The organism is Streptomyces inhibens, assembly GCF_022221585.1.
Classification (GTDB): Bacteria; Actinomycetota; Actinomycetes; order Streptomycetales; family Streptomycetaceae; genus Streptomyces; species Streptomyces inhibens.
Genome location: NZ_CP084681.1, coordinates 5,637,778 through 5,658,714 on the forward strand (window position 1 = coordinate 5,637,778; position 20,937 = coordinate 5,658,714).

Annotated in this window: 21 protein-coding genes and 1 pseudogene; 15 read left to right on the forward strand and 7 right to left on the reverse strand. The window is 71.1% G+C overall.

Translation table 11 applies throughout. The features are described from left to right. The first annotated feature begins 328 nt into the window (after positions 1-328). The 3 genes from folB (at position 329) to KI385_RS25710 (ending at position 1,898) form a co-directional block, all read left to right on the forward strand. The gene (gene folB / locus KI385_RS25700) at positions 329-703 is read left to right on the forward strand and encodes a dihydroneopterin aldolase (RefSeq protein WP_030414985.1); all 375 of its coding nucleotides are present in this window, start codon (positions 329-331) and stop codon (positions 701-703) included. Continuing rightward, on the forward strand, positions 687-1,283 hold the full coding sequence (gene folK / locus KI385_RS25705; protein WP_238574539.1) for a 2-amino-4-hydroxy-6-hydroxymethyldihydropteridine diphosphokinase: 597 nt from the start codon (positions 687-689) through the stop codon (positions 1,281-1,283). The genes folB and folK overlap by 17 nt, the downstream gene beginning before the upstream one ends. A gap of 123 nt (positions 1,284-1,406) precedes the next feature. Beyond that, on the forward strand, positions 1,407-1,898 hold the full coding sequence (locus tag KI385_RS25710) for a DUF3180 domain-containing protein (RefSeq protein WP_238574540.1): 492 nt from the start codon (positions 1,407-1,409) through the stop codon (positions 1,896-1,898). Between the two features lie 54 nt (positions 1,899-1,952). On the opposite strand, the gene KI385_RS25715 is transcribed toward KI385_RS25710, so the two are convergent. Further along, positions 1,953-3,203 (reverse strand): ABC transporter ATP-binding protein, encoded by a 1,251-nt coding sequence (locus tag KI385_RS25715; protein ID WP_238574541.1) that lies wholly within the window; start codon positions 3,201-3,203, stop codon positions 1,953-1,955. 175 nt (positions 3,204-3,378) lie between these two features. Here KI385_RS25715 and KI385_RS25720 point away from each other — a divergent pair, with 175 nt between their 5' ends. The 5 genes and pseudogenes from KI385_RS25720 to KI385_RS25740 all read left to right on the forward strand — a co-directional run. Further along, positions 3,379-4,113: an ABC transporter permease gene (locus KI385_RS25720; protein WP_238574542.1), complete on the forward strand. Its 735-nt coding sequence runs from the start codon at positions 3,379-3,381 to the stop codon at positions 4,111-4,113. A 3-nt stretch (positions 4,114-4,116) separates the two neighbouring features. Further along, the gene (locus KI385_RS25725; RefSeq protein ID WP_238574543.1) at positions 4,117-4,869 is read left to right on the forward strand and encodes an ABC transporter permease; all 753 of its coding nucleotides are present in this window, start codon (positions 4,117-4,119) and stop codon (positions 4,867-4,869) included. A 75-nt stretch (positions 4,870-4,944) separates the two neighbouring features. Continuing rightward, positions 4,945-5,910 (forward strand): ABC transporter substrate-binding protein, encoded by a 966-nt coding sequence (locus KI385_RS25730; RefSeq protein ID WP_238574544.1) that lies wholly within the window; start codon positions 4,945-4,947, stop codon positions 5,908-5,910. Positions 5,911-5,974: 64 nt separating this feature from the next. Continuing rightward, positions 5,975-7,207 carry a hypothetical protein gene (locus tag KI385_RS25735; RefSeq protein WP_238574545.1) on the forward strand — a complete coding sequence of 411 codons (1,233 nt, stop codon included), beginning with the start codon at positions 5,975-5,977 and terminating at the stop codon, positions 7,205-7,207. 123 nt (positions 7,208-7,330) lie between these two features. Beyond that, positions 7,331-8,006, forward strand: a pseudogene (locus KI385_RS25740) (Tn3 family transposase); the annotation flags it as partial. 135 nt (positions 8,007-8,141) lie between these two features. Here KI385_RS25740 and KI385_RS44640 read toward each other — a convergent pair. Then, the gene (locus tag KI385_RS44640; RefSeq protein ID WP_425356952.1) at positions 8,142-8,876 is read right to left on the reverse strand and encodes a GbsR/MarR family transcriptional regulator; all 735 of its coding nucleotides are present in this window, start codon (positions 8,874-8,876) and stop codon (positions 8,142-8,144) included. 222 nt (positions 8,877-9,098) lie between these two features. Between KI385_RS44640 and KI385_RS25760 the strand changes: the two genes are divergently transcribed. Both KI385_RS25760 and KI385_RS25765 read left to right on the forward strand, forming a co-directional pair. After that, positions 9,099-9,770 carry a DUF4097 family beta strand repeat-containing protein gene (locus KI385_RS25760; RefSeq protein ID WP_238574548.1) on the forward strand — a complete coding sequence of 224 codons (672 nt, stop codon included), beginning with the start codon at positions 9,099-9,101 and terminating at the stop codon, positions 9,768-9,770. A gap of 90 nt (positions 9,771-9,860) precedes the next feature. Then, the gene (locus tag KI385_RS25765) at positions 9,861-10,991 is read left to right on the forward strand and encodes a serine hydrolase domain-containing protein (protein ID WP_238574549.1); all 1,131 of its coding nucleotides are present in this window, start codon (positions 9,861-9,863) and stop codon (positions 10,989-10,991) included. 366 nt (positions 10,992-11,357) lie between these two features. On the opposite strand, the gene KI385_RS25770 is transcribed toward KI385_RS25765, so the two are convergent. Continuing rightward, a complete protein-coding gene (locus KI385_RS25770; RefSeq protein ID WP_238574550.1) occupies positions 11,358-11,837 on the reverse strand; it encodes a DUF1453 domain-containing protein in 480 nt (159 codons plus the stop codon). A gap of 126 nt (positions 11,838-11,963) precedes the next feature. On the opposite strand from KI385_RS25770, the gene KI385_RS25775 reads away from it, so the two are divergent. Beyond that, positions 11,964-12,596 carry a TetR/AcrR family transcriptional regulator gene (locus KI385_RS25775; RefSeq protein ID WP_238574551.1) on the forward strand — a complete coding sequence of 211 codons (633 nt, stop codon included), beginning with the start codon at positions 11,964-11,966 and terminating at the stop codon, positions 12,594-12,596. A gap of 3 nt (positions 12,597-12,599) precedes the next feature. Here KI385_RS25775 and KI385_RS25780 read toward each other — a convergent pair whose 3' ends face one another. Continuing rightward, entirely contained in the window at positions 12,600-13,742 is a 1,143-nt protein-coding gene (locus tag KI385_RS25780; protein WP_238574552.1) for an NADH-quinone oxidoreductase subunit D, read from the reverse strand. Positions 13,743-13,785: 43 nt separating this feature from the next. Next, a complete protein-coding gene (locus KI385_RS25785) occupies positions 13,786-14,838 on the reverse strand; it encodes an SAM-dependent methyltransferase (protein ID WP_238577835.1) in 1,053 nt (350 codons plus the stop codon). Positions 14,839-15,013: 175 nt separating this feature from the next. Here KI385_RS25785 and KI385_RS25790 point away from each other — a divergent pair, with 175 nt between their 5' ends. The 3 genes from KI385_RS25790 (at position 15,014) to KI385_RS25800 (ending at position 17,890) form a co-directional block, all read left to right on the forward strand. After that, a complete protein-coding gene (locus tag KI385_RS25790; RefSeq protein ID WP_238574553.1) occupies positions 15,014-16,213 on the forward strand; it encodes a sensor histidine kinase in 1,200 nt (399 codons plus the stop codon). Positions 16,214-16,312: 99 nt separating this feature from the next. After that, positions 16,313-16,996, forward strand: a complete 684-nt coding sequence (locus KI385_RS25795; protein ID WP_238574554.1) for a response regulator — start codon at positions 16,313-16,315, stop codon at positions 16,994-16,996. A 174-nt stretch (positions 16,997-17,170) separates the two neighbouring features. After that, entirely contained in the window at positions 17,171-17,890 is a 720-nt protein-coding gene (locus KI385_RS25800) for a glycoside hydrolase family 75 protein (protein WP_238574555.1), read from the forward strand. A 124-nt stretch (positions 17,891-18,014) separates the two neighbouring features. Here KI385_RS25800 and KI385_RS25805 read toward each other — a convergent pair whose 3' ends face one another. Next, a complete protein-coding gene (locus KI385_RS25805) occupies positions 18,015-19,124 on the reverse strand; it encodes a DUF5937 family protein (RefSeq protein ID WP_238574556.1) in 1,110 nt (369 codons plus the stop codon). Between the two features lie 100 nt (positions 19,125-19,224). On the opposite strand from KI385_RS25805, the gene KI385_RS25810 reads away from it, so the two are divergent. After that, positions 19,225-19,509 (forward strand): hypothetical protein, encoded by a 285-nt coding sequence (locus KI385_RS25810; RefSeq protein ID WP_238574557.1) that lies wholly within the window; start codon positions 19,225-19,227, stop codon positions 19,507-19,509. 88 nt (positions 19,510-19,597) lie between these two features. On the opposite strand, the gene KI385_RS25815 is transcribed toward KI385_RS25810, so the two are convergent. Continuing rightward, a complete protein-coding gene (locus tag KI385_RS25815; protein ID WP_238574558.1) occupies positions 19,598-20,908 on the reverse strand; it encodes an alpha/beta hydrolase family protein in 1,311 nt (436 codons plus the stop codon). Between the last annotated feature and the right edge of the window lie 29 nt (positions 20,909-20,937).

The following is a 20,937-nucleotide window of genomic DNA, read 5'->3' on the forward strand; positions in this document are numbered from 1 at the left end:
GTCGATGGCCTGCGCACGCGTCAGCGGCGGGCGTCAGCCGTCCGGTCGAGGCGCACCCGTTCGAGCCAAGTGCGGCACGGGTAGGGGTGGGGCGTGGGGAGGGGGGTAAGAGGCCGCGCGGACGGTCTCCCGGCCTGCTCAGGGCTGCCCTGCGGGGCGGCGCCTAGCAGCAGGACGGGGTCTTGTCCATAGCCCCCGTGGGCGAGGACTGTCGGTGCTCGAAGGTAGATTCGATGGCGGGGCAGTGTTGCCGGATCCGTCTGGTGCCTGCCCGAAACCGACGAACAGTGGCGCCAGAGGTGCCGTGGGACCAGTGGGAGTGATTCGCGTGGATCGTGTCGCGCTGCGTGGGCTGAAGGCCCGAGGCCACCACGGGGTGTTCCCCCGGGAGCGCGAGGAAGGCCAGACCTTCATCGTCGACCTGGTGCTCGGTCTGGACACCCGCCAGGCGGCCGCCTCCGACGATCTCGCGAAGACCGTGCACTACGGCGTCGTGGCCGAGGAGGTGGTGGCCGTCGTGGAGGGCGAGCCCGTCGACCTCATCGAGACCCTGGCCGAGCGCATCGCCGACCAGTGCCTCAAGCACGAGGGTGTGCAGGAAGTGGAGGTGGTGGTGCACAAGCCCGACGCGCCGATCACCGTCCCCTTCGACGACGTGACCATCACCATCACTCGGAGTCGAGTACATGAACACCAGCAGTGACCCGACCGTACAGCCGGTGCCCGCCTCCGTCGTGGAGCAGGTGGACGCCGCGGATGTGACGCTCTCCAATCCCAAACGCGCCGTGATCTCCCTCGGCAGCAACCTCGGCAACCGCCTGGAGACGCTGCAGGGCGCCGTCGACGCGCTGGAGGACACCCCTGGTCTGCGGGTCAAGGCGGTCTCCCCGGTGTACGAGACCGAGCCCTGGGGCGTCGTCCCCGGCTCTCAGCCGTCGTACTTCAACGCCGTGGTGCTGATCAAGACGACGCTGCCGCCGGACTCCCTCCTGGAGCGCGGGCATGCGATCGAGGAAGCCTTCGAACGGGTCCGCGACGAGCGCTGGGGCCCGCGCACGATCGACGTCGACATCCTGGCCTATCAGGACGTGATCTCCGACGACCCGCGGCTGACGCTGCCGCACCCGCGCGCCCATGAGCGGGCGTTCGTCCTCGTTCCGTGGCATGACATCGACCCGGAGGCGGAGGTCCCCGGGCGCGGCGCGGTGGCCGAACTGCTGTCGGTGGTCGGCCGTGAAGGCGTGAGCGCGCGAGCGGACCTGGAACTGCGGCTGCCGGAGTAGCCGTTAGGGTTGCGGGTCGGTTCCCCGCGGGATGCATCCGTACGGAACGGACAGCGCGGCCATAGCGGCAAGGATGGTCGTGACGGCAGGGATGGTCATGACGGCGCGAGGGGCGATCGCTCGGTGAAGCAGCTACACATCAAGGTGCTGGTCGGGCTGTTTCTGGCGGCCGGGGTGCTGGCCTGGGGCGGCGCCCGGCTGTGGGACACGTTCGGCACCCTCCCCAGCGTGCCGGTGGCCGCGCCGATCGTGCTGGCGCTGATCGCCGCGGTGCTCGCCGCCACCGCGTTCTCGCTCCGGTCGCGGCTGCGCGCACAGCGCGAGCGCCGGCCCGGCGCGAAGGGCGTCGATCCGCTGGTGGCCGCCCGTGCGGTGGTCTTCGGGCAGGCCAGCGCGCTGGTGGCGTCGCTGGTCGCCGGGCTCTACGGCGGCGTCGGCGTCTTTCTGCTGACCGCGGGGCTCGATGTCGTACCGCGCCGGGACCAGGCGATCCACGCCGGTCTGTCGGTGGTCGCCGGTGCGGCGGTGGTGGCCGCGGCGATCTTCCTGGAGCGGGTGTGCAAGCTGCCGGAGGACGACGGCAACGGGAACGGCGGGGTGGACGCGGCGCTGTGACGCCGGGCCCGGCCGGGCCCAGGTAGGCGGGGACGTAGCGCCGCCGTCGCCCGGTCAGGCGCCGGGGCCCGGGACCGTGTCGATCGGGCCCGGGACCGTGTGGCCGGATGCCGGGACGGTGTCGAGCGCTATCTCGCCGCGCGGGAGGTTCGCGGCGTCCGCCGTGGTGGAGCGACGCAGCGCGGTGTGCAGCCGGGCGGGCGTGAGGACGCCCAGGAAGCGGCCGCCGTCCTGGACCGCGACCCAGCCGGCGTCGTGTTGCAGCATCGTGCTGAGCGCCTGCTTGAGCGGGGCGCCGAGCGGCAGCCAGGCGTCCATCCGCCGGGCGTGATCACGGACGGTGCCCTGCGGGGCGAGCTTCTTGGTGCCCGGCCCGGCCGCTGAGCCGTCGGCTGCGCCCGTGAGCGCCGTGGACGGGACCCAGCCGTACAGCGACCCGTCGGCGTCCAGGACGACCGCCCAGGGGGCGCCGTCGGCGCTGAGCCGGCCGGCGGCGCGGGCTGCGGGGTCGTCGAGACGGACGACCGGGGGCCGTTCCAGGTCGCCGGGCTCGACGGGCGTGACGGAGAGCCGCTTCAGGCCCCGGTCCGCGCCGACGAATTGCGCGGTGTACGGGGTCGCCGGGGCGCCCAGGACCGTCGCGGGGGTGTCGAACTGCTCGATCCGGCCGGCACCGTAGACGGCGATCCGGTCGCCGAGCCGGACCGCCTCCTCGATGTCGTGGGTGACGAAGAGGACCGTCTTGCGGAGCGTGGACTGCAGTCGCAGGAACTCGTTCTGGAGGTGCTCGCGCACGACGGGGTCGACCGCGCCGAAGGGCTCGTCCATCAGCAGGACGGGCGGGTCGGCGGCGAGCGCGCGGGCCACACCGACGCGCTGGCGCTGGCCGCCGGAGAGCTGGTCGGGGTAGCGGTCGCCGTACGTCGAGGGGTCCAGACCGACCAGGTCGAGGAGTTCGGCTGCGCGGTCCCTGGCCTCTTTGCGGGGCCGGCCGAGGAGGTGCGGGACGGTGGCGGTGTTGTCCAGGACGGTCTTGTGGGGGAACAGTCCGACCTGCTGGATGACATAGCCGATGCGGCGCCGCAGTTGGACGGGGTCGATCGCGGAGATGTCCTCGCCGCCGAGGCTGATACGGCCGCTGGTGGGCTCGATGAGCCGGTTGACCATCTTCATCGTCGTGGTCTTGCCGCAGCCCGAAGGCCCGACGAGCGTGACGAGTTCGCCCTCGGCGACCTCGAAGGTGAGGTCGTCCACGGCCGTGGTGCCGTCCGGGTAGCTCTTGGTGACGTGCTCGAAACGGATCATGATTCCCCCCATGGTGGACGGGCCCATTGTGGACGGGCTGTCGTGAACGCGGTGTTGCGTGTGGATGGCGATGTCGCCCGTGAGCTGCGGGGCCGGGCCGATTGTCAGTGGTGGGGTTTAGGGTCGCAGACAGTCACCGGACGGTGAGCGACAGGGGCGGGGGAGGTGACGTGCCATGAGCGGCGGTGCCGCGGGGCCGAGCTGTCTGCAGACGAACGACTGGATCTGCGGTGAATATCTCCGCACCCGCAGCCAGGAGTTGGTCGACGCGACGGTCCAGCACATCGGCATCACGGCGGTGTCCGTGGCGCTGGGGGTGCTGATCGCCTTCCCGCTGGCGCTGGCGGCCCGCCGCTGGCGGGGTGCGGCCGGACCGGTCCTCGGGCTGACGACGGTTCTCTACACGGTCCCCTCGCTGGCAATGTTCGCGCTGCTGACACCGGTCTTCGGAGTCTCGGCGGCGGTGGTCGTCACGGGCCTGGTGCTGTATTCGCTGACGATCCTGGTGCGCAACATCCTCGCCGGTCTGCAGGCGGTGCCCGCCGAGGTGCGGGAGGCCGCCCGGGGGATGGGATACGGCTCCGCGCGGCTGCTGTTCGAGGTGGAACTCCCGCTGGCGGTGCCCGCGTTGGTGGCCGGACTGCGGATCGCCACGGTCTCGACGGTGGCGATGACGACCATCGGCTCCGTCGTCGGCTACGGCGGCCTGGGAAATCTCATAGCCAGCGGCATGGAGGGCTTCTTCAAGGCGGAGGTGCTGACGGCGTCGGTGCTGTGTGTGCTGCTGGCGCTCCTCGCCGATCTGCTGCTGATGGGCCTTCAGCGGCTGCTGACGCCCTGGACGCGGGCGCAGGCGCGGGCGAAGACCGGTGCTGGGCGCGGTGGCCGTGTGGCGAAGGTGGCGGGCTGAGCGATGGGGGCGATCGCGGGCGCATGGCAGTGGCTGACGACGGCCGCCAACTGGGCCGGGGAGAAGGGGGTGTGGCACCGTCTGGCCGAGCATCTCTGGCTCAGCGCGCTGTGCCTGGCTCTCTCCTGTCTGATAGCGCTGCCGGTGGCGCTGTTTCTGGGGCACATCGGCAAGGGCGGGGCGCTGGCGGTCAACCTCTCCAATGTGGGGCGCGCGGTGCCGACCTTCGCGGTCCTGGTGCTGCTGACGCTCAGTCCGCTGGGGACGCAGGGGGACTGGCCGACGATCATCGCGCTGGTGCTGTTCGCGGTGCCGCCGCTGCTGACCAATGCCTATCTGGGCATGCGGGAGGCGGACCGCGATGTGGTCGAGGCGGCCCGCGGGATGGGCATGTCCGGGCCGCAGCTCCTGCTGCGGGTCGAGATACCGCTCGCCTATCCGCTGATCATGACGGGCCTGCGGTCGGCCACGGTGCAGGTGGTGGCGACCGCGACGCTGGCCGCGCTGGCCGGTGGCGGGGGCCTGGGCCGGATCATCACCGCGGGCTTCGGCAACTACGACACCGCGCAGGTGGTCGCGGGCGCCCTGCTGGTGGCCGTCCTCGCCCTGGGGGTGGAGGGCGTCCTGGTGCTGGCGGAGCGGCTCCTCGACCCGATGCGAGGGCGGCGGCGTGCCTCGCGTGCGGGATCGCGTACGACCGGCGGCGAGCGGTCGGGGGCGACCGGCTCCTTACCGGGCCCGGCAGCCGGACCGTAAGCATCGACCGCGTCGACCGCGTCGACCGATTCGACCGGACCAGACCTGATCCGAACGGACTGAATGGTGGCATCTATGAGCAGCAGATCGCGCGCGGCCCGTACCGCGCTTGTCGCGGGCACGGTCATCGCGCTGGCGGGCGGGCTGGCCGCGTGCGGTGGCCAGAGCCTGGAGCAGAAGGGCGGCGGCAACGGCAAGGTCGGCGGGAAGGAGATCGTCATCGGCTCGGCCGGTTTCACCGAGTCGAAGGTGCTCGCCGAGATCTATTCCCAGCTCCTCGGCGAGGCCGGTTACCACACACGGGTGCAGACGCTCGCCAATCGTGAGCTGTATGAACCGGCCCTGGAGAAGGGCCAGATCGATGTCGTTCCGGAATATGCCTCCACGCTCGCCGAATTCCTCAATGCGAAGGAGAACGGCAGCAAGGCGAAGCCCGTCGCCTCCAGTGACATCGCCAAGACGGTGACGGCGCTCAAGAAGCTCGCCGGGCCGCGCGGACTCAAGGTGCTGCCGGCGGGCGGCGCGACGGACCAGAACGCGTTCGCGGTCACCAAGGAATTCGCCGCCAAGCACAAGCTGAAGACCCTCTCCGACCTCGGCAAATCGAAGCAGAAGATCAAACTCGCCTCGGGTGAGGAGTGCGAGACCCGGGTGTTCTGCAAGCCGGGCCTGGAGCGGACGTACGGCATCGACATCACGGGCCTGGACCCCAAGGGCGTCGGGACCCCGCAGGCCAAGCAGGCGGTCAAGGACGGCGCCGACCAACTGGTGCTCACCACGACCACGGACGCCACACTCGACAACTTCGGGCTGGTGCTTCTGAAGGACGACAAGAAGCTCCAGAACGCCGACAATGTGCTGCCGGTGGTGAATGCCAAGAGCGCCGGCGACAAGGAGATCGAGGCCGCCCTCGGGAAGCTCACGAGTGCGCTGACGACCGAAGACCTGATCGACCTGAACCGCAAGGTCGATGCCGAGCGACTGAAGCCCGTCGATGTCGCGCGGGCATATTTGGAGTCCAAGGGGCTGGTCAAGAAGTAACCAGCGGGAAACGGATTGGCGTGCGGGGCCCCATAAGCCCCGCACGCACGGTAAGTTTCTGGCCATGCCACGAGGACGCCACCGCCATTCACCACCCCTCCACCGGCTGCTTCCTCCCTCGACGGTCGCCGGTGCGTCAATCGCCTGCGCCGCGGGCGCGTGGTTTGTCGGCGACGATCTGGTGCAACGGGTGCTCGCCGCGGGTGCGGCGGCCGCCGCACTCACCGGCGCCGTCCTTCTGCGGACCTGGGACCGCAAGGCCGGCCGACGGGTCGCCGAACTCACCCGCGCCCGGGTGCGCGACGAATGGCGCACCGAGGAGCGGATCGCCGAGCTCGAAACGGATATCGAGGAGTCCCGCGAGATCCGCTCCGCCCTGGACGCCAAACTCCGTGCCAAGCGCGCCGAATTGGCCCGGCTGCGCAGCGAACACGCCGAGCTGCTGCGCCGTTACGCCACCGCCGAGACCGAGCGGGCCAGCGCCCTGGAGGGCCGCCGGCTGCTCGCCATCGAGGCCGCGGCCCCGGCCAAGGCGCTGCCGGCCGTCGCCGACAGCCGGCCGGCCCGGCGCGAGCCCGCCACGCAGCCTGACCGCCCCGCCACGGCCCCCACCACCGCCACGTACGCCCAGGCCGCCCAGGCGCTCCGCCAGTTGGCGCGCAACGCCGCCCGGCAGCACGCCGCCCAGAGCGCCCCGCGGGACGGCGTACCGGCCGAAACGGCGGGCCCGCCCGGACAGCGGGCCGGCCGTGCGGCCCAGGGCGGTCAGGAGGGTGACAACGGCCGGGGGAATGCAAAGGCGGCTGCCGCGCAGCGCACGGGCGACGCACCTCACGCCCGTACGGCCACCGCCACCGGACCCGCGCTCCGTCCGGTCCCGGCGGCCGCCGCCGCCATCGCACCGTCCCGCCCCGCCGCATCCCGCGCGCTGGGCGGCTTCGACTTCTTCGGCACCGCGGCCGCCGCCGAGCCCCGGCAGCTGACCGCGCCGCTGGAGGACGATCTGGCGGACGTCGTCGGCGACGAGGCCCTGGCGGAGCAGTCGGTGCGTGCGCAGACGCGTACGGGCCGGCACACGGGGGACGCCGCGGCCGAGCAGGCCGACGGCGCGGCGGCCGGGGAGGCCGGGGAGGCCGGGGAGGCGACGGCCGGTGACCGGACCGCCGCCGACGAGCGGCCCGATGCCCTTGTGGCCGACGGTGAGACGACCACCGGCGTCGGTGCGGTCATCGATCTGACCGCACACGACGAGACCGAACAGCTCGACCTCGGCGAGCTGCGCAGCGCCATTTCCTGACACCGCGACATCCGCCGCCCCACCCGTTCGACCGCTTGGCCCCGAAGCTCCCACGAGTTTCCGGGGCCAAGCGGCTTTTCCGGCCGGTATCGGCCCCGGGATCAATGGAACCGTGGTGGGAAGTGGCTGCGCACGACCAGCGCGAAGATGCTCCCGAAGATCGACCTGCCGGACCTGTTGTTCGAGGTCGACTCCTGGACGGGGTTCCTGGACGCCTTCGTGCACCTGGGCGACGGCAGGACGCGCAGGGAGGACAGCAAGACCCCGCTGGTCGCGCTGCTGGTGAGCGAGGCGTGCAACATCGGGTACACGCCGGTCATCAACGCCGATGACGAGGCACTGTCCCCGGCCCGGCCGGTGCACGTCGACCAGCACTACCTGCGCGCCGACACCATCGCCGCGGCGAACGCGAAGCTGTTCGAGGCCCAGCGGCGGTGGCGCTCGTGGAGCACTGGGGCGAGGGACTGCTCGCCATGCTCGGCTACAACTTCTCGCCCCGCTTCAAGGACCTTGCCGACCAACGGTTCTGGCGCGCGGAGATGCCCGGGGTGGACACGGGCGGGTACGGGCGCTGCCCGCCGACGAGCGTGAGCACGACGTGCTGAACGAGGACGTCGCCCGGCTCTCCCCGCTCAAGCACGCGAACCTCAACGCGCTGGGCCGCTACACCTTCCGCGCCTCCACTCCGGCCGGCGGCGGCCTGCGCCCGCTGCGCAACGCGGACGCGGCCGAGCGGGACGGCGATGACGTCGATGACGTCGATGACGACGATGACGACGACGGCGACGGCGAGGACTGAGCGGGCTACGGCTGCGGCGGTTTGCTGGCGCTGTTGGTGTGGCTGAAGCCGTACCGGCGGTTGGGGTGTGTCCCGAAGTCGGCCGACGTCCCGGCGGCGGTCGCCGAGGCTGCCTGCCCGCGACCTGAAGGTGGCTCAGGTAGTGCTGTCCGAGGTCGTTTCGGGTTTCGTGTGGAGGATCTCGCGGGCCTGGTCCGCGGCGCGGGCGATGCTCTCGGAGACGAAGTCGACGAAGCGGGCGATGTTCTCCAGGCGGGCGGCGGCCGGGGTGTCGGGGCCGAGGATGCCCACGCCCTGCCGGGCGATCTCGCCGAGGTGGGCGGTGGAGCGGGCGCTGGCCATCGTGGATTGGTACATGACGTCGTCGTCGACGACGTAGCGCTCGCGGCGGCGTTCGTCGCGTTCCCGGCGGATGAGGCCCTGGCTTTCGAGGAACGTGACCGCTTTGGAGACGGATGCCGGGCTGACCTGGAGGCGCCCGGCGAGTTCGGAGGCGGTGAGGCTGCCGGCGTCGGTGGTGTAGAGGTTGGCCAGCACCCGGGCCGTCATCCTGGGCAGGCCCGATTGCATGAAGACGGTGGTGAACGTCTCCTCGTACTCGCGTACGGCTTCGGCATCGCGTCCGTGGGCCTGCGGGGGCGTGTTGGGATCCCGGGGCGCGGCCTTTCTGCGGCGGTGGGCGCGGCGTTCGGTGGCGCGGTGGGCGAGGTCGGCGCGGTAGGCGGTGGGGCCGCCGTTGCGCATGACCTCGCGTGTGATGGTCGAGGTCGGACGGTCGAGGCGTCTGGCGATCTCCGCGTAGGGGAGGCCGTCGGCCAGCCCCAGCGCGATCTGCTGGCGTTCCTGCTGGGTGAGTCTGCCTCCCGGCATCGCGGTCTCCTTCGTGGTCCGTGGTGTCTCCAGCATAGCGTTCATCTTCGATTCATTGCAACGGCCGGGGCGAGGATTATTGCATTAGAGTCAAAACCATTGCAACGAAATACCGTCTCTCACCTGCGATGATGGTGAAAGTGTGCAACGAATCGATTGCCACATCTCGAAATGCAACGTAGCTTTTCCGTCATCAGAAACAACGAGCCGAAGGAAAGTACGATGCAGAAGTTCGACACCCCCGCCCCGGTGACCGCCGTCCTCGACATCCCCGCCGGCCGCATCCAGTTCATCGCCGCCGACCGGGCCGACACCGCGGTCGAGGTCCTCCCCGCGAACGCCTCCAAGAGCCGCGACGTGAAGGCGGCGGAGCAGACCGAGGTCGTATACGGCGACGGCGTCCTGCGGATCAAGGTCCCGGAGGCGAAGAACCAGATCCTCGGCGCTTCCGGATCCGTCGAGGTGACCGTCCAGCTGCCCGCCGGCTCCCGCGTCGAAGCGAAGGCGGCCAGCGCCGAGCTCCGCGGCGTCGGACGGCTCGGCGACGTCGCCTTCGAGGGCGCGCAGGGCTCGGTCAAGCTCGACGAGGCCGAAAGCGCCCGCCTCACCCTCCTCGCCGGCGACATCTCGGCCGGCCGTCTGGGCGGCCCCGCCGAGATCAGCACCCAAAAGGGCGACATCCGCATCACCGAAGCCGTCCGCGGCACGGTCACGCTGCGCACCGAGCACGGCGAGATCTCGGTCGGCGCCGCCCGCGGAGTCTCCGCCTCCCTGGACGCCGGCACCTCCTACGGCCGGATCCACAACGCGCTCAAGAACACCGACGGCGCCGACGCCGCCCTGACCATCCACGCGACCACCGCCTACGGAGACATCACCGCCCGCAGCCTGTAAGAGGGGCACCCCTCAGGCGCGGCGATCCCGTCCGCTCGGCTGAATTCCGTAACAGTTCTATCCGTAACAGTTCTGAAGGAGCACACCACCATGTCCATCGCCCTTACCGACCAGGGTCGCCCGGAGCTGCAGAAGGCCATCGAGGAGATGGTCGAGTCCGGCTTCACCGGGGTGACGATGCGCGTGCACGACGAGCGGGGCGAGTGGGTCGGCAGCGCCGGGGTGCGCAAGCTGGGCGAGACCGCGAAGCCCCCGACGAACGGGCACGTCCGGATAGGCAGCAACACCAAGACCTTCACCGCGACCGTGGTGCTGCAACTGGTGGCCGAGGGCGCGATCGAGCTGGACGCCCCGGTGGCCGACCACCTGCCCGAGTTCGGGCTGGACCCGAAGATCACGGTGCGGATGCTGCTGCAGCACACCAGCGGGGTGTTCAACTTCACCGGCGAGTACTACGACGACGGGACGTTCGCGCCGGGGATCCCCGCCACGACCGCGGGCCAGGAGTGGGTGGACAACCGGTTCAAGACCTACCGGCCGGAAGAGCTGGTACGGCTGGCGTTGTCCAAGCCGGCGCGGTTCGAGCCGGGGACGGACTGGAGCTACTCCAACACCAACTACGTGCTGGCCAGGCTGCTGATCGAGAAGGTCACCGGCCACTCGCTCGCCGAGGAGATGCAGCGGCTGATCCTGGGGCCGCTCGGGCTGTCCGGCACCGTGGTGCCGGGCACCGGCCCGGAGATCCCCGAGCCGCACACCCACGCCTACTACCGGTACGAGGACGCCGGCCAGCAGAAGACGGTCGACGTCACCCGCCAGAACCCCTCCTGGATCTCCACCGGCGGAGACATGATCTCGACCACCCAGGACCTCCACACGTTCATCTCCGCGCTGATGGGCGGCAAGCTCCTGCCGGCCCCGCTGCTGGCCGAGATGTGCAAGCCGCATCCCAAGGTCGGCTACGGACTGGGGGTGTTCGTGCAGGACGCGGGCGAAAACGGCGGCACCGTCATCACCCACAACGGCGGCATGGCGGGCCACGCGGCGCTGATGTACAGCACGCCCGACGGCAGCAAGACCCTGACCGCCGCGCTGAACTATGTCGACGACGCTGCACTGTCCATGGCAGCGGCGTTCCAGAAGGCGACGCAAGGGCTCGTCAAGGAGGTGTTCGGCGGTGGGCAGGCCGGGTCGGCCGACGCGGCCGAGTCGGCTCGGTAGACAGGGTCGAGCGGCGTGGACCCGCACGGGCCAAGCCGGCTCGCTCACCCCGGCCGACGCCCGCCGGCAGGGACGACCAGGTCCATCCGGCCCACACGCTCCGGCAGGTCGACGTCGAAGTACAACCGCGACCCGAAGTAGCCGCCATGAGCTGCGAGGGCCGCCCCCCCCCGCAGCTCCCGGCGCCCCAGGGCGGCGTACTCCGGCACAGAGTCGGAGTACGCCGCCTCGTTCGTGTGCCGGGGCCGGGTATGCCCCCGGCTGTGTGGCCCACGACGGGGCCGGCACCGCCCTGATCGGTGCGAGCTCCGTTGTCCACAGGGTGTGGATGAAGTGTGCGGGCGCGAAGGGGCCGTGTGCCGCGTCTCAGATCCGTCGGCGTTCCGGGGCGAACGGCGTGCCGCTCGCCAGCCCGCGGCGGCCGACCACCAGCGCCTCACCCAGGAAGCTGACGCCAATGCCGAGTTGGACGGGGCGGGCGTCTTCGTGCATCCCCATTTTCACCGCCAGCAGCCCGAAGCCGGCCATGCCGAGCAGGGATATGACGGCCACGGCGAACGTGCGGCCCGTGTAGCGCTGCCAGAGGACGCCGTCCCGGTCGAACAGCTGGATGGTGGTGCCGCGCAGGGCGCCGAGCGCGCAGCCCAGGAGGGCGCCGGCGGTGGCCCAGGCGATGTCACTGCCGGCGAGGTCCTCGGCCTTGGCCACGGCGAAGACGCCGATGGCGATGAGGACGACCGGTGGCGCGAACAGATCGCGGACGTTGAGCGGTTCGCCTCGCAGCCGCTTGATGATCACGGCGATGACGGCGACGAGGATCAGTGCCGCGAGCAGCCAGCCGTTCATGGGTCCCCCTGGTTTTCGGTGCGATGTCGTCGGTCTCCGTGGATGGGAGGGCGGCGGGCAGCAGCCGGATTATTTAGCTCGCCCGTGCCAAAAAATAATTTAGCGCGGGTGTGCCACAATCGCAATATGCCGAAGATCGTCGATCCCCAGGCCCGCCGCCGCGCCGTCGCCGAGGCCGTACTCCGCGTGGTGCGCCGAGAAGGGGTGGCGGGCGCGTCGCTCCGTAACGTCGCCGAGGAAGCGGGCCTGGCCATCGGGTCGGTCCGCCATTACTTCAGCGACCACGACGAAGTGATGATCTTCGCGATGCAGGAGCTCGGCGCCCGTATCGAATACCGCGTAGGCGGCCATGCCGAGCGGCTGCTCGACCCCGGGGCGGCGGGCGAGCGCCGCACCCGCGCGGAGGAGCTGCTCGCCGAATTCCTGCCGTTGGACGACGAGCGCCGGGAGGAGGGCATGCTCTGGCAGGCATTCACGACCGCCGCCCGTACGCGCCCCGAACTGCGCCCGCACGCGGTCGAGTTGGAAGCCGGTATGCGGGATCTGCTGATGCGGATGCTGCGCGGCGGCCAGGAGGCGGGCAGCCTGCCGGAGGATCTGGACCTGGAGCTGGAGACGCTACGGCTGTCGGCCCTGCTCGACGGCCTCACCCTGCAGGCGACGCTGGAACCGGACCGGGTCACACCGGATCTGCTCCGCAGCGTCCTGCGCCGCCATCTCCAGACCCTCCGCAAGGAGGAGGGGGAGCGGGGCGCCTAACGCCTACTTGTCGATGTCGCCGACGACGAAGAACAGCGAGCCGAGAATGGCGACCATGTCGGAGACCAGCGTGCCCGGCAGCAGCTCCACCAGCGCCTGGATGTTGTTGTACGACGCCGAGCGCAGCTTGAGGCGGTAGGGGGTCTTGTCGCCCTTGGAGACGAGGTAGTAGCCGTTGATGCCGAGGGGGTTCTCGGTCCAGGCGTAGGTCGTACCCTCGGGAGCCTTCAGGACCTTGGGGAGCCGCTGGTTGATCGGCCCCGGCGGCAGCTCCGCGATCCGGTCCAGGCAGGCATCGGCAAGATCGAGGGAGTTGTGGCTCTGGTCCAGCAGGCACTCGAAGCGGGCCAGGCAGTCGCCCTCCTCACGGGTGACGACCTTGAGCGTGGACCGCAGTTCCCCGTAGGCGAGGTACGGCTCGTCGCGCCGCAGGTCGAAGTCGACACCGGAGGCGCGTGCGATCGGCCCGGAGACGCCGTACGCATGCACCGTCTCGGGCGCGAGCACACCGATCCCGCGGGTCCGGCCGCGGAAGATCTCGTTGCCCAGGACCAGGTTGTCGAAGACGTCCATCCGGGAGCGCACATCGGCGACGGCCTGCCGGGCCCGGCCGAGCCAGCCCGCCGGCAGGTCCTCCTTGAGGCCGCCGACGCGGTTGAACATGTAGTGCATCCGGCCGCCGGAGATCTCCTCCATGACGGTCTGGAGCTCCTCGCGCTCACGGAACGCGTGAAAGACGGGGGTGATCCCGCCCAGCTCCAGGGGGTACGAGCCGAGGAACATCAGATGGTTCAGCACACGGTTCAGCTCGGCGAGCAGCGTCCGCGTCCACACGGCGCGCTCGGGCACCTCCATGCCGAGCATCCGCTCGACGCCCATCACCACGCCCAGCTCGTTGGAGAACGCCGACAGCCAGTCGTGCCGGTTGGCGAGCATGATGATCTGGCGGTAGTCGCGCGCCTCGAAGAGCTTCTCGGCGCCGCGGTGCATATAGCCGATCACCGGCTCGGCGTGCTGGATGCGCTCGCCGTCCAGGACGAGGCGCAACCGCAGCACACCGTGTGTGGAGGGGTGCTGCGGGCCGATGTTCAGCACCATGTCGGTGCTTTCCGCCGCGCCGCCGATGCCGACCGTCGTCTCCGTCATGGGAACAGTCTCGCAGCACGCCGTCCCGGGGCCTTCGTGGCCCTCAGGCGCCCCCGGGCCTGAGCAGCCCCGCGCACTGGTCGCCCACCGGCTCCAGCAGCCAGCCGAAGCCGCCCAGGCCCGCCGGATCGGTCAGCTCCGCCCCCGAGCCGGCCGCGCTCAGGGCCCGTACGTAACCGGCCGGGTCGGTGGAGGCCAGGGCGAGCGGCGGGCGGCGGCCGTCCACCCCCAGGGCGTGCAGCGCCTCGCGCTGGGTCAGCCGCTCGGCCGATGGTCCGGCGCAGGCGTCCAGCGCGACATGCGCCGTGATGTCGCAGCTGCCGTCCGGGACCGGGTGCACCTCGCGGCCGTCGCGGAAGCCGGTGAGCGTGCCGAAGAGCGGGCGGCCGCCCCGTTCGTGCGCGTAGTCGGCGGCGACGGCGAGCCCGGCGCGCAGCGTACGGACGGCCCGCGCCCAGGCCTCGTCCCGGGGGCGGCCGATTTCGGCGCGGATCCCGGGGGCGGGGGCGCCGCCCGTGGTTGCGGTGTCTTCGGTGGCGTCCGCGGCCAGCGGCGGCGCCCACCACCGGCGCAGCCACTCCGCGTCCGCGCCGTCCACCGGCTCGCCCAGCCGTTCCGTGCCGTCGGCGCGTACGAGAACCCGGCGCGGCACTCCGTCCGCGTCCGTCTCCACCACGTCCACCGGCACATTGTCGAGCCATTCGTTCGCGAACAGCAGGCCGGTGACCGAGCCCGGGGCGGGTAGCTCGGCAAGCCAGCCGATCCGCGGGTCCAGGCCCTGAGGGCGGGCGGCGCGCTCGACGGCGTACGGGCGCAGCCGCGCGCCCACCTCGTCCGGCAGCGCGGCCAGCACGCCGGTCAGCAGCTCACCGCGCCCCGCGCCCACATCGACCAGCGTCAGCTCGTCCGGATGGCCGAGGGCGTCGTCGACGCGGCACAGGAGGGTGGTGACGGCGCCGGCGTACAGCGGGGAGACGTGCACGGAGGTGCGGAAATGCCCGGCCGGGCCGGGGCCTCCGGGCCGGGTGTAGAAGCCGTCGTCCGGACCGTACAGCGCCCGCTCCGCCGCATCCCGCCAGCCGCACCACTCGTTCATCACCTGCCCCACGGTACGGGCGGGCGCCGGCTCGCCCCACGGGGTGGCGTACAAGCTGTCCCCCGGTCCGACACATTTGGTGCATAGAGTCTCCACCTTGGGGAGTACGCCCGGCGTACAGGATCGCTCCTCCGGTTGACTCGTACACCTATCCGCGCTGCCTACGCTGGGTTACGTGCAGCGCCTCTACGACTTCTTCCGCAGGCACCCGACGGGAGTGGACACCTTTTGGGCCGTCCTTCTCCTCGGGTTCAGTGGCCTGTGGCTCGTGTCCGAAGTCCATGGCGCCCAGCAGCCCATCGCCACGCTCTTCACCATCGGCCTCTGCCTCGTCATCGCGCTGCGCCGCAAATACCCCGAGAAGATGCTGCTGCTGACGGCCGCCATCGGCATCGGCCAACTGATCTTCGACATCGAGTCCAACCCGGGCGACTTCGCGATGTTCGTGATCACGTACACCGTCGCGTCCGGCACCACCCGCTGGGCCTCCCGCTGCGCACTTGCCGGCGCCCTCGTGAGTCCCGCCCTCTCCCTGTGGCGCTTCGGGGAGGGGCCCGAGAGCCGGCCGGTGTGGGAAATGCTGTTCTTCACGGCGCTGCTCACCGTGCCCTTCGTGCTCGCCTGGGTGCTCGGCGACTCCATGCGCACCCGGCGCGCGTACTGGGCGCAGCTGGAGGAGAAGGCCGCCCGGCTGGAGAAGGAGCGCGAGGCGCAGGCCCGGATCGCGGTCGCGGCCGAGCGCGCCCGGATCGCCCGTGAGCTGCACGACGTCGTCGCGCACAACGTCTCGGTGATGGTCGTCCAGGCCGACGGCGCCGCCTACGTTCTCGATGCCGCGCCCGAACAGACCCGGCAGGCCCTGGAGACGATCTCCGGCACCGGCCGCCAGGCGCTGGCCGAGATGCGCCGGCTGCTGGGCGTGCTGCGCACCGGCGAACAGGCCGAGGGCGGCGAATACGTCCCCCAGCCGGGCGTCGAACAGCTCACCGACCTCATGGATCAGGTACGCGGCGCCGGACTGCCGGTCGACTTCCGGGTGGAGGGCGAGCCGCGGCCACTGCCCAGCAGCGTCGAACTGACCGCGTACCGCATCGTCCAGGAAGCGCTCACCAACACCCGCAAACACGGCGGCCCCGACGTCGGCGCGACCGTCCGCCTCTCCTACAAGGACGACGATCTCGATCTGCTGGTCGAGGACGACGGGCGCGGCGCGCAGCACGAGCTCTACGAAGAGGGCGGCGCGGACGGCCTCGGCCACGGCCTGATCGGGATGCGTGAGCGGGTCGGCATGGTCGGTGGCAGCCTGACGGCGGGGCCGCGGCCGGGCGGCGGTTTCCGGGTCAGCGCCGTACTGCCGCTCAAGCCGACCCGGTGAGGGCATCGCCCGGCCTGATGGGACGCGCCGACGAGTCCCACCCCACCGCACTCCACCCCGTACGCTCAGCCCACTCGTGCTCGAAGGGATCCCCCTGCCATGACCATCCGCGTGATGCTCGTCGACGACCAGATGCTGCTGCGCACCGGCTTCCGGATGGTGCTGGCCGCACAGCCCGACATGGAAGTCGTCGCGGAGGCGGGTGACGGTGTGCAGGCCCTGGAGGTGCTGCGCTCCACCAAGGTCGACGTGATCCTCATGGACGTCCGTATGCCGCATCTGGACGGGGTCGAGGCCACCCGCCGGATCTGCGAGGGCGGGCAGAAGGAAGGCGCACCGAAGGTGCTCATCCTGACCACCTTCGACCTGGACGAATACGCCTTCTCCGCGCTGAAGGCCGGGGCCAGCGGCTTCATGCTCAAGGACGTGCCGCCCAGCGAACTGCTCGCCGCGATCCGGGCGGTCGACAGCGGCGACGCGGTCGTCGCACCCTCCACCACCCGCCGGCTCCTCGACCGCTTCACGCCGATGCTGCCCGCCACCTCCGCCGAATCGGCCCGCCCCGAGCTGGAACGGCTGACGGGCCGTGAGCGGGAGGTGCTGCTGCTGGTCGCCCAGGGGCTGTCGAACGGTGAGATCGCGGCGCGGCTGGTGCTGTCCGAGGCCACCGTCAAAACCCATGTCGGTCGCATCCTCACCAAGCTGAACCTCCGGGACCGGGTCCAGGCTGTGGTGCTCGCGTACGAGACGGGGTTGGTGCGGGCCGGGGGAGCGGGGGCGTAAATCCTCGGGCGGGTAGGCGGGTAGGCGGGTAGGCGGGCGCTGGGTGGGCCGGGCGGCGGACGGATCGGTCTACGTAACGGCGGACGTATCGGTCGACGCAGGGTTGACGGGGACACGTAAGGGGGAGCAGATTGGCGCGCGGTAAGGAAGCTTTCCTAACAGAAGGGTTCCCTCGTGCGCAGAAGAACTCTCGCTCTCGCCACCGCCTCCGGCGCCGCCCTGCTCGCCGCCGCGGCCTTCCCCGCCACCGCCCAGCCCTCCGCACACGGCGCCACGACCACCGCCGCCAAGGGGGCCGGCGTCCAGGAAGGCACGGTCAGCGCGGCCGACCTCCTGGCAAAGCTCAAGGACTGTTCGCAGCTCTCCCACGGCAAGTACCGCACGGACGAGGAGACTTCCGCCACCGTCCCGGTCTGCGGCAAGAACGGCGCGGTCTTCTGGAAGGCCGACATGGACATCGACTGTGACGGCCAGACCACCTCGAAGTGCAATGCCGACACCGACCCCTGGTACCAGGACGACACCGCCTTCCCTCAGTCCAACGGGCAGCCGCTGAACGCCGAGAAGCTGCCGTACGTGGTCGTGCCCAGCTCCAGCGGCATCTGGAACTACGCCTCGGCCGGCATCAAGGGCGGCGGCGTGGTCGCCGTCATCTACGACAACAAGGTCGAATACGCGGTTGTCGGCGACACCGGGCCCGACAAGATCATCGGCGAGGCGTCGTACGCGACCGCCAAGGGCCTGGGCATCGACCCCGACCCGGAGACCGGCGGCGTCGATACGGGTGTCACCTACCTGCTCTTCAAGAACTCCAAGGCCTCACCGATCGAGAGCCACTCCGACGCGGTCAGCCGCGGCGACGCCCTCGCGAAGAAGTTCCTGCGGGACAACTGAGCGCGGCACGACGGCCGTAGGGCGACCGGACGGCACCCCGGCCGCGGCACGCGCACAGCCTCAACACCGCACAGCCTCAACACCGCACAGCCTCAACACCGCACAGCCTCAACACCGCACACCCTCAACGCAGCACGCCCTCAAGGAAGTCGCTGCCCAGCCGGGCCACCACCTGGAGGTCCAGCTGGTGCAGCACATAGCGCCCACGGCGCCGCGTCTGGATCAGCCCGGCCTTCTTCAGCGTCGCGATGTGCCGGGACACCTCCGGCGAGGTGATGCCGAACGCGGTCGCCAGCTCCCCCGTCGTATGCGGCCCCCGGGACAGCGTCCGGCACAGCTGCATCCGCATCGGGTGCCCCAGCGCCTCCAGTCGCTGCTGGACGAGTTCCAGCGCGGCCGGCGCCGGCAACTCCGGGCTGGCGACCGGGTACTGGAGCACCGGACGCCATCCCGGGGCGTGGCCGAACAGCAGATGCGGCCAGCCGAACGACGTCGGCAGGAAGGTGACGCCCGGATCCGCGGCGTTCGCGAAGGCCGTCGTACGTCCCCGGGCAAGCTTGTCGACCAGGATGCGGGTGCTGCCGCTGCCGTCCTGCGCGTCCTCCAGGGACAGTGCCCGCGATGTCGCGGACAGCGTCTCGGCCAGGCCCTTGTGGCGCAGCAGCTCGGTCTTGTGCCGGGCGTCGGCCGCCAGCTGGATGCTCACCCGCCGCCAGATGTCCCCGAAGAAGGCCTGCTCGCACTCCTCCAGCAGACGGCGCAGCCACACCCGCAGGCCGTCCGGGTCGGTGAGCATCCGGTCGGTGAAGGCCGCCTGCCGCGGGCCGCGCGCGGCGGCCATCTCCCGTACCCGGGCCCGCTCGTCGGCGTCGACGAGGGGCGACGGCGTGGGGCGGGTGTAGGCCGGCGAGCAGTTGATCTCGAACGCGGCGGCCACGAACCGCTCGTCGTCGATCTTGTCCATCTCGTCCAGCTCCTCGGCCAGCGTCGCCCCGGGGCGGGCCGGCAACAGGATGTCGGAACGGGAGGACCGCCACAGGAAATCCGCCTCGCACAGCCGGTCGGCAAGGTCGGTTTTCAGACCCGCGTTGGTCGCGGTCACCCAGCCGTGCAGCCCGGGGTGGTGCCCCGGCTCGGACAGCGCATGCAGCGCGGCGCCCAGCTCCGCCAAGGGGGAGGGCGAGAAGAGGATGCGCTCCGGCGGCAGCCCGGTGATGTCGATGACGTTGGCCATACGCCCATCATGCGCGAGGCCGCCACCTGCACGGCCGTCGATTGACGGCTCCCGTCAATCGACGCGCCCCGGCCCACCGGCCCGACCCACAGTGAGGGGCATGAACGCCAGCCAGCAGCACCTCCTCGACACCTACCGCGCCGCCCGACGAGGCGAGTCCGCCCCACCGGACCCCGGCACCCATATCGCCCGCACCACCCGCGAGATCCACCGGTGGCATCGCTTCCAAGCCATCGTCACCGCCCCCGGCGACCGGCTCCCGGCCCGCATCCGCCGCGCCCTCCGCACAACCGTCGCGTCCCTTCTGCGCACCCGGCCCCGCCGGCCGCTGCCCGAGACGACGCCCGCACCGGCGCCGAGGCCGCGCTCGGGCGCCATGCCGTGAACTCGGATGCCGTGCCCCGGGCACGTTGTGCCTCGGGCGCCGTGCCGTGAGCCGGTACGCGCGCCGTCCCCGTCAGCCCTTGCACCGGTCAGTGCGAAGGCAGATGCCGGGCGAAGAACGCGTGCACGTAGTGGCGCACCGCGGGCACCGATTCGGCCGGGTCGATCGCGCCGATCAGCTTGATCCGGTTGTCGGCGGTCATCAGCCCGGCAGCCTGCAACTGGGGGGCGATGGCGGCGTAGTCGGTGAACACCCAGTGCGTGGCGTTGTCGAGCTGTCGCCGGCGGGTGCATCCACGCGAGTGGGCGAGCATGGCCGACCAGGAACGTTCCAACTCCTGCTTGTAGGAGAAGCCATCGGTCCCCAGCAGGAGCAACGGCCGGTCCACCCCGTATTGGGCGACCGGGAACAGCTTCCCCTCCTGGCCGGGCGTCTCCGGCGGGTGGTCCAGAAAGCCCTCCAGGTTGATCGCCGCGTCGATGCGGCGGTCCTCGTACATCGTCTCGGCCGCGGTGGTGCCGCCGGCCGAGTGGCCGTAGACACCCACCCGCCGCAGATCCAGTGCGCGACCGAGGTCCGCCGGCAACGGGCGGCCCGCCGCGTCGGGGTTCCGGCCGGCTGCCAGGACTTCCAGCTGGTCGAGCACGAACCGGGTGTCCGCGATCCGGGTGTCGATCACGGTGCGGAAGCGCTTCGGATCCGTCCGGGGATCTTCCCTGAAGACGGTCGTGCGGAAAGGCGCCTTCCGGTACGCCGTCGTGGTCGGGAACTCGACCTCACTGGTATCGCCGGGGTGATCGATGGTCACCACCACATAGCCCCGGCCGGCCAGCTCTTCGGCGACGCCGGTGCCGAGCGTGCGCGGGTCACCGCCTCCCGGGCTGTACAGCAGCACCGGCCGCCGCACCGCCTGCGCGGGCGCACCCGTATGCGCATGGGTCATGGTGGCCGCCCAGTTCACACCGCTCGCCGGCAGCCCCTCGTGGAAGGCGGGGTCGATCTGCGGGAACAGGCCCGCGGCACCCTCGGTCATCTGCGGTGCGAGCGGGTGGTCGCGGACGGTCCGGGCCGGATAGAACACCGTGACCATCACTTCCCGCACGGGGATCTCGGGCACCCACGGGTCGGGCCTGGAGTCATCGACCAGATACAGGGTGGTGAGCCCGATCCGGTGCGGGCCGGTCGGCGCCGGCAGCCGTACGGTGACGTCGCCCGCGGTACGTGCCTGCGCGACGCCCCCGCCGCCCGCGAGCAGCAGCGCGGCCAGCGCGGCCGACTTGGCGACCGTACGCCGGTCCACCCCGGCGCCGCCCTCACTCCCGGGGACGGCACCGGGACCTTGCCCAGGCGCACCGGCCCGGCCTCCCCGCCCACCGTCGCCGACCTTGTTGCGGAACATGGCTCTCCCCTTACGCCTCGGTGACTTCA